Genomic DNA, 13020 nt, shown 5'->3' with positions numbered 1-13020 from the left:
CCCCGCAGCGTATGTGCGGGGAAGAGTTGGCGGAGGCGGACGGGAATCGAACCCGCCTGACCGAGTTGCTCGGCCACGTCGGCTTTAGAGGCCGCGGGGGCCACCAGACACCCTGACGCCTCCGTCCGGCAGCCTACGTCCCGATCGCCCACCGGGAACTGTCGGAGGTCGCTGCCATCCTCCGGGACGTGAACCGCACCGGGCCCCGCTCCCCCGCACCGCTGCCGCCGGTCACCCTCACGCCCGAGGAGGCCGCGGCGGTCGCGGCCGCCCTCGCGGCCCGCCCCGACGGCCCGTACGCCGAGGCCGGCCAGGCGGCCCTGGAGAAGGTGCTGGCCGCGCTCGAGCCCGATCCGCGCCGGCGTGCCCGGCTGCTCGCGGCGGTGGCTCGCGTCGGGGGTGCGCGACGCCCGGGCGGAGCCTCGCCCCGCCCCGGGTGGGCCGGGTCCGGCGAGGTGGCGCGGTCGGGGCACCCGGCCGGCCGGGCGCTGCGCCCAGGGCACGAGGGGCCGCGGTCGGGGTCCGGGGCGGCGCAGCCGCCCCGGCTGGTCGTGCTCCCGGGTGGCCGCGCCTAGATTCGGGGCGTGACCACCGCGCCCGCGACCGTCCGGCTCACCCAGTACGCGCACGGCGGGGGCTGCGCCTGCAAGATCCCGCCCGGCGAGCTGGAGGCCGTCGTCGCCGGCCTGACCGCCACCGGGCCGTCCGCACCGAACGCCGAGCTGGTGATCGGCCTGGACGACGGCGACGACGCGGCCGTCGTGCGGATCGCCGGCGGGCAGGGCCTCGTGCTCACCACCGACTTCTTCACCCCGGTCGTCGACGACGCGTACACCTTCGGCCGGATCGCGGCCGCGAACGCGCTCTCCGACGTCTACGCCATGGGCGGGGTCCCCGTCGTCGCGGTCAACCTGCTCGGCTGGCCCCGCGACGTGCTGCCCGCCGAGCTCGCCGCCGAGGTGCTGCGCGGCGGGCTGGAGGTGGCGCAGGAGGCCGGCTGCCACGTGGGCGGTGGCCACTCGATCGACGACCCCGAGCCGAAGTACGGGATGGCGGTGACCGGCGTCGTCGACGTCGATCGGATCGTCACCAACTCCGGGGCCGTCGCCGGAACCCCGCTGACGCTCACCAAACCGCTCGGCGTCGGCGTGCTCAACAGCCGGATGAAAGCGACCGGCGAGGTGTCGGAGGAGGCGGTCGCCTCGATGACCGCGCTGAACCGGGCCGCCGGGCAGGCCGCCGTCACCGCCGGGATCCGGGCCGGCACCGACGTCACCGGGTTCGGGCTGCTGGGCCACCTCTACAAGATGGCGCGGGCCAGCGGGGTCACCGCCGTGGTCGACGCCGCCGCCGTCCCCTACCTGACCGGTGCGCGCGAGGCGCTGGCCGCCGGGTTCGTCTCCGGCGGCACCCGCCGCAACCTCGACTGGGTGCGCCCGCACACCGACCTGTCGGCGGTATCCGAGGACGAGGCGCTGCTGCTCGCCGACGCGCAGACCTCCGGGGGCCTGCTGCTGGGCGGGGAGATCCCCGGTTCCCCGGTGATCGGGGAGTTCGTGCCGCGCGGGGAGTTCGTCGTCGTCGTCCGCTGAGGGACGCCCCTGGAGGTCGAACGGGTGGCACCTCGGACAGGTAGTGGCCGTCGCAACCGCGCGAGCCGGAGGCCAGCGGGTGGCCGTTGCCGTGTGCAGCTCGGCGCAAACGCCAAGTAGCAGACGTTCATGATCTTGTAGTCGGTCAGCCGCCTGAGTCCCGGTATCCGTTCATCCGGTCCCGCCACGGTCTCCCCGTGGCCACAGACCTCGTCGTCGGCGCCCCTGCGGGGACGGCTCCGGCACTTCCGCCCCGGCCACCGGAGCACCGCCGGGAGCCGCGCGAACGTGGGCGCCGGCGCGGCATCCTCGTCGCCGGCGCGTTCCTGCTGCCGAACCTCGTGCTGCTCGCGGTGTTCACGTACCGGCCGCTGCTGGACAACGTCCGGCTGTCGTTCACCGACTGGAACATCTCCTCGCCCACGGCCTCCTACATCGGCTTCGACAACTACGTCGAGTGGTTCACGAGCTCCGCCAGTCACACCGTGCTGTGGAACACCGTCGTCTTCACCGCTGCGGCGGTCCTCGGCTCGATGGCCCTCGGGCTGGCACTGGCGCTGCTGCTGGACCGGAACCTGTTCGGCCGCAACGCCGTGCGCTCCCTGGTGTTCGCGCCGTTCGTCGTCGCCGGCGCGGCCGTCGGGGTCGCCTTCCAGTTCGTCTTCGACCCGACCTTCGGCCTGATCCAGGACCTGCTGGGCCGGATCGGGGTCGAGGCGCCGGCCTTCTACCAGGATCCCGAGTGGGCGCTGTTCATGGTGACGACGACCTACATCTGGAAGAACCTGGGCTACACCTTCGTGATCTACCTCGCCGCGCTGCAGGGACGGCGGGCGGAGCTCGACGAGGCGGCCGAGATCGACGCGGCATCCGCGTGGGCGAAGTTCCGCAGGGTCACCTGGCCGCAGCTGCGGCCGGCCACCTTCTTCCTGCTGATCACCGTGCTGCTCAACAGCTTCCAGGTCTTCGACATCATCGACACCATGACCAGGGGCGGCCCCCTGGGCAACGGCACGACGACGATGGTCTACCAGGTCTACCAGGAGACGTTCGTCAACCAGCGGGCTGGTTTCGGCGCCACGGTCGCCACGATCATGTTCGTCATCCTGCTCGTGGTCACGCTGGTCCAGGTCCGCGCCATGGAGCGGGGCCAGCAGCAGTGACCACCACCGAATCCCCCGCCGGCCGCACCGGTCCGCTCGGTCGCCTGGGCGGCTACGCCGGTCTCCTCCTCGTCGTGCTCCTCGTCGCGGTGCCGCTGTACTGGATCCTGATCTCGTCGCTCAAGGAACGGCCCGACATCTACACGGTGCCGGTCAGCTGGTGGCCGGACCCGCTCACGTTCGACAACTACACCGCTGTGGGCGGTGGGGTCGCTTTCAGCGACTACCTGCGCAACTCGATCATCATCACCTCGGCGCTCACGCTGATCCAGGTGGTCCTCGGGGTGCTGTCGGCCTTCGCCCTGGCGTTCCTGCGCTTCCCCGGCCGCACCCTGGTGCTGCTCTTCGTCATCGGCAGCCTGATGGTGCCCAACCAGATCACCATGATCAGCAACTACGCGCTGGTCGCCCAGCTGGGCTGGCGGAACACCTTCACCGGGATCATCGTCCCCCTGGCCGGCGTCGCCTTCGGCACCTTCCTGATGCGCAACCACTTCCTCGCGCTGCCCCGGGAGGTCATCGAGGCCGCCGAGATGGACGCCGCCGGGCCGCTGCGGATGCTCTGGCGAGTGGTGCTGCCGATGTCCTGGCCCACCCTCATCGCCTTCACGCTGATCACCATCGTCACCGAGTGGAACCAGTACCTCTGGCCGCTCCTCATGGCCGACGACGCCCGCATCGCACCGCTGCCCGTCGGCCTGGCCCAGCTGCAGGACACCCAGGGACTGACCAACTGGGGGCCGGTGCTCGCCGGCACCGTGCTGACGATGCTGCCGATCCTGCTGATCTTCCTGGCGCTGCAGCGCCACATGATCAAGGGCCTGACGGCCGGCGCCGTCAAGGGCTGACCCCGACTCCGGGCGGCACAGCCCGGCGACACCACCGAACGATCCACGACAGGAGCCCCCTCATGACCGCATCGGGACGCCGTCCCCTGCTCCGCCTCACCGGCGCCGCGACGCTCGCCGCGCTCGCCCTCACCGGCTGCGCCGGCACCGGCTCCGCCGACGACGCCGGCGCCGGCGCGAGCGGCGAGGGTCCGGTCGAGACGTTGACCTTCTGGTCCAACCACCCCGGGGAGTCGAAGGCCGTCGAGACCGAGCTCCTCGAGGCCTTCGAGGAGGAGAGCGGCATCGAGGTGAACCTGGTGACCGCCGGCAAGAACTACGAGGAGGTCGCCCAGAAGTTCAACGCCGCCCTGTCCGGCGGGGAGCTGCCCGACGTAGTGGTCGTCTCCGACGTCACCTGGTTCAACTTCGCGCTCACCGACGCCATCACGCCCATGGACGAGCTGTGGTCGACCGTGGGCGTGGACAGCGAGGGCTACGTGGACTCGCTGCGCGAGGACTACACCTTCGAGGGCGAGCACTACGCCCTGCCCTACGCCCGCTCGACGCCGCTCTTCTACTACAACAAGGCCATGTGGAGCGCCGCCGGCCTCCCCGACCGCGGTCCCGAGACGTGGGCCGAGTGGGCCGAGTGGGCTCCGAAGCTCGCGGCCGCGAACGGCGGCGTCGCCCCCATGGTCCTGCCCGACGGGAGCAACTACCTCGACTGGTACTTCCAGGGAATGGTGTGGACCTTCGACGGCTCCTACTCCGACGAGTGGGACATGACCTTCACGTCCGACGGGACGATCGAGGCCGGCGAGTTCCTGCAGGACCAGTACCAGCAGCAGCACATCGCCATCTCCAATGACGCCAACAACCAGTTCGGCGCCGGCCAGGCCGCCTCGCTGCTGCAGTCGACCGGCTCCCTGAAGGGCCTCACCGGCACCGCCGGGTTCGAGATCGGCACCGCCTTCCTCCCCGGCCCCACCCCCGGCGTCCCGACCGGCGGCGCCGGCCTGGCCATCCCCGAGCGCATCTCCGACGAGCGCAAGGAGGCGGCCATGGAGCTCATCGCCTTCCTCACCGACACCGAGAACACGGTGACGTTCAGCCAGGCGACCGGCTACATGCCCGTGCAGAAGGACGCCGTCGACCACCCCGACATGAAGCCCTTCCTGGAGGAGAACCCGAACTTCCGCACCGCGATCGAGCAGCTCGAGGTCACCGCGTCGCAGGACAACGCCCGAGTTCTCCTCCCCGGCGGTGGCGCGCGCATCGGCGCCGGGCTGGACCGGATCACGATCGGCGGCGAGGACGTGGCGACGGTCTTCGGGCAGCTCGAGGCGGAGAGCACGACGGTCTACGAGCGCGACATCGAGCCGAAGCTGTGACCGCCGCGCCGAGCGACGAGGAGGCACCGCCGTGGCGGCGGTGACCTTCGAGGGGGCGACCCGCACCTTTCCGCAGAGCGAGCGCCCCGCGGTGGACGGTCTGGACCTGACGATCAGCGACGGCGAGTTCATGGTCGTCGTCGGCCCGTCGGGCTGCGGCAAGTCCACCAGCCTCCGGATGCTCGCCGGCCTCGAGCCGGTGAGCTCGGGGCGGGTGTGCATCGACGGCGTCGACGTCACCGGTCGCCGCCCCCGGGACCGGGACGTGGCGATGGTGTTCCAGAGCTACGCGCTGTACCCCAGCATGACCGCCGGCGAGAACATGGCCTTCGCGCTCAAGAACCTGGGGGTCGACGCGGCAGAGATCAGGACCAGGGTGGCCGAGGCCGCGCGGATCCTGCAGCTGGAGGATCTCCTCGACCGCAAGCCGGCCCGGATGTCCGGCGGCCAGCGCCAGCGGGTGGCCATGGGCCGCGCCATCGTGCGCGATCCCAAGGTCTTCTGCATGGACGAGCCGCTGTCCAACCTGGACGCCAAGCTGCGCGTCTCGACGCGGGCGGAGATCGCGGCCCTGCAGAAGCGGCTGGGCACCACCACGGTCTACGTCACGCACGACCAGACCGAGGCCATGACGATGGGAGACCGCGTCGTCGTGCTGAGGGACGGGCGGCTGCAGCAGATCGGCACCCCGACCGAGCTCTACGAGCGACCGGTCAACACGTTCGTCGCCGGGTTCATCGGGTCACCCTCGATCAACCTGCTCGACCGGGTGCCGGTCCGCGACGGTCGTGCGGTGGTCGCGGGATCGCTGCAGGTCCCGCTGCCGGTGACGGCGACCGGGTCCGACTCGGTGACCATCGGCATCCGGCCCGAGGGCGTCGACGTGACCGGTGCGGGCACCTCCGGCGCGGACGACCGGCTGACGGCACGGGTGGTCCGGGTCGAGCGGACGGGCGCGGAGATCTTCGCCCTCGTCCAGCCGGTCGGCCTGTCCGCCGGAGTCGGTCACCGCGGTGACCACCTGGTCGTCCGGCTCGACAAGCGCCTCGGCGTCGAGGTGGACGCGGAGCTCGCGCTCCGCGTCCGGCTCGACGAGGCGCTGGTGTTCGACCGCGAGGGCGTCGCGCTGCGGTGAGGCGGTCGGTGGGGGCCGCCGGGTATCCCCCGGCGGCCCGCGTCGCCGCGCCGGAACAGCTCAGTTAGCGTCCCGTGCATGCTGGCTGCCTTCGTCTCCGCCCCTGCCCCGAAGGATCCGCTCTCCGTGCTCGAGGTGGGCGACCGCCCCGAGCCGCGGGCGCCGGAGGGCTGGACGACGATCCAGGTGAAGGCGGTCTCGCTCAACCACCACGACCTGTTCAGCCTGCAGGGCATCGGGCTCCCGGCCGAGCGGATGCCGATGATCCTGGGCACCGACGCCGCGGGCATCGACGAGGACGGCAACGAGGTCCTGGTCCACGGGGTCATCTCGACCCCCGAGTGGATGGGCGACGAGACGCTCGACCCGAAGCGCTCACTCCTGTCGGAGGTGCACCAGGGGTCGATGGCGGAGAAGGTGGCCGTCCCCCGGCGCAACCTCCTCCCGAAGCCGGCGGAGCTCTCGTTCGCGGAAGCCGCCTGCCTGCCCACGGCCTGGCTGACCGCCTACCGGATGCTGTTCGTGAAGTCCGGGCTGCGCCCCGGGCAGACGGTGCTGGTGCAGGGCGCCAGCGGCGGGGTGGCCACGGCGCTGATCGTGCTGGGCCGGGCGGCCGGCTACCGGATGTGGGTGACCGGCCGCAGCGAGGAGAAGCGCGCCGCGGCCCTCGCGCTGGGCGCCGAGCAGGCCTTCGAGAGCGGTGCCCGGCTGCCCGAGCGGGTCGACGGCGTCATGGAGACCGTGGGCGAGGCGACCTGGAGCCACAGCATCAAGTCGCTGAAGCCCGGCGGGGTGCTCGTCACCTCCGGCGCCACGACCGGCTTCAACCCCGGCGCCGAGCTCAACCGGGTCTTCTTCACCCAGCTGTCGGTCATCGGCTCCACGATGGGCACCAAGGCGGAGCTGGAGGCGCTGATCCAGATGTGCGCCGTCACCGGCATCCGGCCGCAGATCGACGTCGAGCTGCCGCTCGCGCAGGCGCGGGAGGGCTTCGAGCGGATGCTCGAGGGGCGCACCAACGGGAAGATCGTCTTCACCCTCTGAGCGGGGCGCCACCCGCCGGGTGGGCGGTCGCGGTCGCCGCCACGCGCGGACACTCCGCGTCGGCGGGCACCGACTGCCCACTCGGCACCCGGGTCACTCCACGACCTTCAGGCCGATCACGCAGCCGACGATCCCGGCGAGCAGCAACACTTTGACCACCGAGACCGTCTCGGCGCCGGTGACCATCGACCAGGCCACCGTCAGCACCGCCCCGATCCCGACCCAGACGGCGTAGGACGTGCCCACCGGCAGCTCACGCAGGGCGTAGCCGAGCCCGCCCATGCTCGCGGCCAGGGCGACCACGAAGACGGCGGTGGGCACCGGCCGGCTGAAGCCCTCGGACCGGTCGAGCGCGACCGCCCACACCGCCTCGAGCATCCCGGACACGACCAGCACCAACCACGACATCGCGGGCTCCTCTGGCGCCGTCTTGTCGCACACCGGGTACGGCACCGCTCGTCCGGGAGCCGTGGTCCCGGCTCCCCGCCACTCTGTCATCCCCTCGCTCCGCCATCCCCCGTCGCCCGTTCCGGTCGACCGTGCGACTCGGCCGACGGCACATAGGACCCGGCGGTGGGGCTCACGGCCGCCCGCTCGTTGCGCGTACCCGGCCGCGACGGGGGGCGTCGATGTCCCGGCGCTCCGCGACGACCTCAGGCTCGCGCCGACCCCCTGAGGACCGGGCTCCGCAGCAGCACGAGTGCGGCGACGGAGGCCAGCCCGGCCGCGATCGCCGCGCCGGCGAAGACCGTGTGCAGCTGGGTGAGCAGCGCCTCCGCCGTCGCGGCGTCGTAGGCGGCGCAGTCCGCGGGCGAGGTCGGGCACAGCTCCATGGGCGTGCCGATCGCCGCCACCTCGGCGGTGAACCGGCGCAGCGCGACGGCGGTGAGCAGCGACAGCCCGGCCAGCATGCCGACGGTCCGGGCGACGACGGCGAGCGCGCTCGCGCTGCCGTGCACCTCCGGTCGCGTGACCGCGAGCAGCACGGCGTTCACCGGCGCGATCGCCAGGCCGAACCCGAGGCCGGCGGCCAGCAGCACCACCGTCGACCCGGCGCCGTCCAGCGACCGCTCGTCCCAGGTGGTCATGGCGACGAACGCCGCCGCGGTCATCGCCATCCCGCCGCCGGCGACGACGCGCGGCGCGACGACCCGGCACAGCCACCCACCGGCGACCGCACCCACCGGCACGGCGACCAGCAACCGCAACAGCACCAGCGCCGCCTCCAGCTGGTCCCCCGGCGCCGTGGTGGCCCGGGCGAACAGCGGGATGTCCACCAACGCCGCCACCAGCGCCACGCCCACCAGCAGGTTGACCAGCATCGCGCCCCACGCCCCGACCGGCCGGAGGGCGGCCAGCGGCAGGACCGGGTCGGCCGTGCGCCGCTCGTGCAGCACGAACAGCACCGCGGCGACGGCGGCCAGCGGCAGCAGCACCCAGCCGTGCGCCACCACCTCCCGCGAGGTGTCGGCGGCGGCGAACGCCCACACGAGCGCACCCAGCGCCAGGACGGCCAGCGTCGATCCGAGGACGTCGACCTCGCGGGCCAGCCGGCTCAGCCCCCGCAACGGGAGGACGGCGCCCGTGGGGTGCACGGCGCCGCGGACGACCAGCCCGGCGGCGGCCACGACGGTGAGCAGCAGCAGCGGCGTGCTCCAGCCCCACCCCTCGGCGAGGGGGACGTAGAGCAGCCCCAGCGTGACGTCCTCGGCCAGCGCGGACGGCTCGGCCAGCAGCAGGCCGAGCGCCCCGGCGGCGACGGCGGCGAGCACCAGCCCGAGCGGGTCTGGGCGGCGCACGCGGCCGGTGGCGACCACCCCGGCCGCGAGCGCGAGCCCGAGCAGCAGGTTGAGCCAGAAGATCGCCCGCCAGTCGGCGAACGCCAGCACCGCCGCGCCGGCCAGCGGGCCCAGCACGGCACCGGCCTCCTGCACCGCTCCCACGACGCCCAGCGGGACCGAGCGACGCTCGGGCGGCCAGCGGTCGGCGACCAGCGCCAGCGTGGCCGGCACCAGCCCGCCCGCGCCGATGCCCTGCAGCCCGCGACCGGCCACGGCCGGCCCGAGCGACACGGCGGTGGCGGTCAGCAGCGAGCCGAGCGCGAACAGCAGCAGGCAGCCGATGAGGACCGGCATCCGCCCGCGCAGGTCGGCCAGGCGGCCCAGCAGCGGCAGCGTCGCCGTGTAGCCCAGGAGGAAACCGCCGACGATCGGCGTCGCCCTCTGCAGCTCACCGATGCCCACCCCGACGCCGGTGAGGATGTCCGGCAGCGCCAGGACGACGACGTAGGTGTCGGCGGCCGTGACCAGCACGGCGAGGGTGGCGAGGCCGATCGCGGCCAGCCCCGGGGCACCCCGGCCCGGGGCGGCCGGCGCCTCAGCCTGTGGTGGGTGCGGTGATCTCGACATCGGCCCCGAAGTCACTGAGCTCGAGGGTGTAGGTGGCGTCCTCGCCTGCTTCGAAGAACGGCCCGGTCAGCTCCGCCCGGCGCGGCTCCCCGCTGTCCGGGGCGATGGAGAAGCGGGCCTGCACCGGCTGGGAGGGGTCCGCGCTGTCGAGGATCTGCTCGACGAGGTCACCGGGCAGCTCGGCGGTCACCTCGCGCACCACCTCGCCGTCCACGCGGCGCTCCTCCCCCAGCTCGGCCGACTGCGCCTCGGCGAGCAGCTGCGAGATGCCCGTCTCGCGGTCCATCAGCTCGCCGGGGTCGCCGAAACCGAACTGCTCGGGCTCGATCTCGGTGAAGCCGCTGGTGAACGGCAGCTGCGCGTAGACGGTGCCGTCGACCGACACCACCTCCAGGTCGAGGGTCGACCCGAGCGCGAGCACCTGCAGCGTGCCGTCGAAGGAGGCCGGGCGCGCCATGTCCCCCTCACCGCCGACGAGGACCGTGCCCGTCGTCGGCGCGCCCTCGCTGCTGAGCACGAAGTGCACGCTCTCGGAGTCGTCGAGGGTCTGCTTCGCCCGCTCCAGCAGGTCGGCCGCCGACTCCTCGGTCTCCGTGGCCTCCCCGGCCCCCTCGGACTCGCATCCGGCGAGGACAGGGCCGGTGAACACGGCGAGCGCCAGGAGCGCGAGCCCCGACCGACGGACCAGCATGGCGACCTCCCCGTTCCGGCGGGAGTTCCCCCGCCGTCGCGGCGGACACTAGCGCGCCGGAGCCCTAGAGGATGGGAGCGATCCGCCGGGCGATCCTCCCCGCCACCTTCGAGCGGTCCTTGTCGGGCAGATGGGGCAACGCCGGTTCGAGCTCGGCGATCCGGTACTTCTGCGTCGTGAACGCCCGGAACGCCAGCCCGACCGTCACCTCGTGCCCGGGACGCTCCTCGATCTCCACGACGTCACCCGCGCCGATCTCCCCGGTCACCAGGACGCGCAGGTACGCCCCGCTGGCGCCGTGTGCGGTGAACCGCCTGACCAGCTGCGGCTCGTCCCAGAAGCGGGCGAAGTTCGCGCACGGGATCCGGGGCGCGGTCACCTCCAGGAGCGCGGTCCCCACCCGCCAGCGCTCACCGAGGACGGCGCCGGTGAGGTCCAGGCCCGTCGTCCGCAGGTTCTCGCCGAACATGCCGGGCGGCAGCGCGCGGCCGATCTCGGCGATCCAGAACTCGGCGTCCTCCTGGGCGTAGGCGTAGACGGCCTGTCCCTCACCACCGTGGTGCTTGCGGTTGACCTGGACGTCGCCGTCCAGGCCCAGCGTCCCGACGGCGACGCGGCCGGGCACGGACCGCTTGTGGATGCCGCTGCGGTCGGGCCGGCGGCCGGGCAGCGGGACGAGATCGGCCCCGGACACGCAGACGGCGTCGACCCGCCCCGTCACTTGGGCTTGGCCGAGGCGGTGGACTCGTTGGTGGAGAGCGCGGCGACGAACGCCTCCTGGGGGACCTCGACGCGGCCGACCATCTTCATCCGCTTCTTGCCCTCCTTCTGCTTCTCCAGCAGCTTCCGCTTGCGGGTGATGTCACCGCCGTAGCACTTGGCGAGGACGTCCTTGCGGATGGCGCGGACGGTCTCGCGGGCGATCACCCGGGAGCCGACGGCGGCCTGGATCGGCACCTCGAACTGCTGGCGCGGGATGAGCTCGCGGAGCTTGCCGGCCATCATCACGCCGTAGCTGTAGGCCTTGTCCTTGTGCACGATCGCGCTGAACGCGTCGACGGCCTCGCCCTGCAGCAGGATGTCCACCTTGACCAGCGCGGACTCCTGCTCGCCGGCCTCCTGGTAGTCGAGCGAGGCGTAGCCGCGGGTGCGGGACTTCAGCGCGTCGAAGAAGTCGAAGATGATCTCACCGAGCGGCAGCGTGTAGCGCAGCTCGACGCGCGACTCGCTCAGGTAGTCCATGCCGCCGAGCTGGCCGCGGCGGCCCTGGCAGAGCTCCATGATCGCGCCGGTGTAGTCGCTGGGCGCGATGATCGTGGCGTTGACGATCGGCTCGAAGACCTTGTCGATCTTGCCCTCGGGCCAGTCGCTGGGGTTGGTCACCGTGATCTCGGTGCCGTCCTCCATGATCACGCGGTAGACGACGTTGGGCGCCGTCGAGATGAGGCTGATGCCCGCCTCGCGCTCGAGCCGCTCCCGGACGATCTCCAGGTGCAGCAGGCCCAGGAAGCCGACGCGGAAGCCGAAGCCCAGCGCTGCCGAGGTCTCCGGCTCGTAGACCAGCGCGGCGTCGTTGAGCAGCAGCTTGTCCAGCGCCTCGCGCAGCAGCGGGTACTCGCTGCCGTCGATCGGGTAGAGGCCGGAGTAGACCATCGGCTTGGGGTCGCGGTAGCCACCGATCGACTCCGCCGCCGGCTTGTGCTGCAGGGTGACGGTGTCGCCGACGCGGGACTGGCGGACGTCCTTCACCCCGGTGATGAAGTAACCGACCTCGCCCACCCCGAGGGAGTCCACCGGCTTGGGCTCCGGCGAGATCACGCCGATCTCCAGCAGCTCGTGCGTCGCACCGGTCGACATCATCTTGATCTTGTCGCGGGCGGCGATCCGGCCGTCGACGACGCGGACGTAGGTGATCACGCCCCGGTAGATGTCGTAGACGGAGTCGAAGATCATGGCCCGTGCCGGGGAGCCGGCCTCGCCCGTCGGTGCCGGGATCTCCTCCACGATGCGGTCGAGGAGATCGGGCACCCCGACGCCGGTCTTCCCGCTGACCCGCAGCACGTCCTCGGGCTCGCAGCCGATGATGTGCGCGATCTCCTCGGCGTAGCGCTCGGGCTGCGCGGCCGGCAGGTCGATCTTGTTCAGCACCGGGATGATCGTGAGGTCGTTCTCCAGCGCCAGGTAGAGGTTCGCCAGCGTCTGGGCCTCGATCCCCTGGGCGGCGTCCACCAGCAGGACGGCGCCCTCGCAGGCGGCCAGCGACCGGGACACCTCGTAGGTGAAGTCCACGTGGCCGGGGGTGTCGATCATGTCGAGCACGTACTCGGTGCCGGTGTGGGCCCCCGAGCGCGGGGTCCACGGCAGCCGGACGTTCTGCGCCTTGATGGTGATGCCGCGTTCGCGCTCGATGTCCATGCGGTCGAGGTACTGGGCGCGCATGTGGCGGCCCTCGACGAGTCCGGTGACCTCGAGCATCCGGTCGGCCAGCGTCGACTTGCCGTGGTCGATGTGGGCGATGATGCAGAAGTTCCGGATGAGGGCCGGATCGGTGGCAGCAGGAGTCGTCACAGTGCCGCCATCGTCCCACGTCACCGGCCGGGGCCGAAGAGCGGCGCGACGACCGGCCCGTGCGAGGTGTGCGGGAGGGCCCCGGACCGCGGGGTGGGGCCGCCGGCGAGACGCTGGTATCTTTGCAGGCCGGTCCTGTGGCGCATGCCCGGACGCACTGTCAGAAGTACTCCCTCCTGTCGAGACACCGAGGCTCAC

The 13020-nt window shown here is 72.4% G+C and carries 12 protein-coding genes, 1 tRNA gene and 1 riboswitch; of the genes, 7 read left to right on the top strand and 6 right to left on the bottom strand.

All coding sequences use genetic code 11. From position 1 onward, the window contains the following. Positions 1 to 27 precede the first annotated feature (27 nt). Positions 28 to 123, bottom strand: a tRNA-OTHER gene (locus ABDB74_RS06410). A gap of 65 nt (positions 124 to 188) precedes the next feature. Here ABDB74_RS06410 and ABDB74_RS06405 point away from each other — a divergent pair. From ABDB74_RS06405 to ABDB74_RS06375, 7 genes are all read left to right on the top strand, one after another. Then, positions 189 to 575, top strand: coding sequence for a hypothetical protein (locus ABDB74_RS06405; RefSeq protein WP_346622640.1), 387 nt, complete (start codon positions 189 to 191; stop codon positions 573 to 575). A gap of 9 nt (positions 576 to 584) precedes the next feature. Further along, on the top strand, positions 585 to 1592 hold the full coding sequence (gene selD, locus ABDB74_RS06400; protein ID WP_346622638.1) for a selenide, water dikinase SelD: 1008 nt from the start codon (positions 585 to 587) through the stop codon (positions 1590 to 1592). A gap of 197 nt (positions 1593 to 1789) precedes the next feature. After that, positions 1790 to 2755: a sugar ABC transporter permease gene (locus tag ABDB74_RS06395; RefSeq protein ID WP_346622637.1), complete on the top strand. Its 966-nt coding sequence runs from the start codon at positions 1790 to 1792 to the stop codon at positions 2753 to 2755. Further along, complete coding sequence (locus tag ABDB74_RS06390; protein ID WP_346622635.1) at positions 2752 to 3603, top strand: carbohydrate ABC transporter permease; 852 nt, start codon at positions 2752 to 2754, stop codon at positions 3601 to 3603. Before ABDB74_RS06395 ends, ABDB74_RS06390 begins: the two co-directional genes overlap by 4 nt. A 62-nt stretch (positions 3604 to 3665) precedes the next feature. Further along, the gene (locus tag ABDB74_RS06385) at positions 3666 to 4976 is read left to right on the top strand and encodes an ABC transporter substrate-binding protein (protein WP_346622633.1); all 1311 of its coding nucleotides are present in this window, start codon (positions 3666 to 3668) and stop codon (positions 4974 to 4976) included. A 31-nt stretch (positions 4977 to 5007) separates the two neighbouring features. Further along, a complete protein-coding gene (locus tag ABDB74_RS06380; RefSeq protein WP_346622631.1) occupies positions 5008 to 6111 on the top strand; it encodes an ATP-binding cassette domain-containing protein in 1104 nt (367 codons plus the stop codon). Positions 6112 to 6189: 78 nt separating this feature from the next. Further along, positions 6190 to 7155 (top strand): zinc-binding dehydrogenase, encoded by a 966-nt coding sequence (locus ABDB74_RS06375; RefSeq protein WP_346622629.1) that lies wholly within the window; start codon positions 6190 to 6192, stop codon positions 7153 to 7155. Between the two features lie 93 nt (positions 7156 to 7248). Here the strand turns inward: ABDB74_RS06375 and ABDB74_RS06370 are convergent, their stop codons facing one another. The 5 genes from ABDB74_RS06370 to lepA form a co-directional block, all read right to left on the bottom strand. After that, positions 7249 to 7563 (bottom strand): SMR family transporter, encoded by a 315-nt coding sequence (locus ABDB74_RS06370; RefSeq protein WP_346622627.1) that lies wholly within the window; start codon positions 7561 to 7563, stop codon positions 7249 to 7251. 11 nt (positions 7564 to 7574) lie between these two features. Continuing rightward, positions 7575 to 7640: riboswitch (guanidine-III (ykkC-III) riboswitch) on the bottom strand. 168 nt (positions 7641 to 7808) lie between these two features. Next, entirely contained in the window at positions 7809 to 9563 is a 1755-nt protein-coding gene (locus tag ABDB74_RS06365; protein WP_346622626.1) for an MFS transporter, read from the bottom strand. Continuing rightward, a complete protein-coding gene (locus ABDB74_RS06360) occupies positions 9532 to 10254 on the bottom strand; it encodes an LppX_LprAFG lipoprotein (protein ID WP_346622625.1) in 723 nt (240 codons plus the stop codon). The genes ABDB74_RS06365 and ABDB74_RS06360 overlap by 32 nt, the downstream gene beginning before the upstream one ends. A gap of 64 nt (positions 10255 to 10318) precedes the next feature. Further along, a complete protein-coding gene (locus ABDB74_RS06355; RefSeq protein WP_346622624.1) occupies positions 10319 to 10948 on the bottom strand; it encodes an MOSC domain-containing protein in 630 nt (209 codons plus the stop codon). A 23-nt stretch (positions 10949 to 10971) separates the two neighbouring features. Continuing rightward, the gene (gene lepA, locus ABDB74_RS06350) at positions 10972 to 12822 is read right to left on the bottom strand and encodes a translation elongation factor 4 (RefSeq protein ID WP_346622622.1); all 1851 of its coding nucleotides are present in this window, start codon (positions 12820 to 12822) and stop codon (positions 10972 to 10974) included. Positions 12823 to 13020: the final 198 nt, after the last annotated feature.

The organism is Blastococcus sp. HT6-4 (genome assembly GCF_039679125.1).
Classification (GTDB): Bacteria; Actinomycetota; Actinomycetes; order Mycobacteriales; family Geodermatophilaceae; genus Blastococcus; species Blastococcus montanus.
The sequence above is the reverse complement of the archived record's forward strand: the minus strand, read 5'-3'. Positions and strand labels throughout refer to the sequence as shown.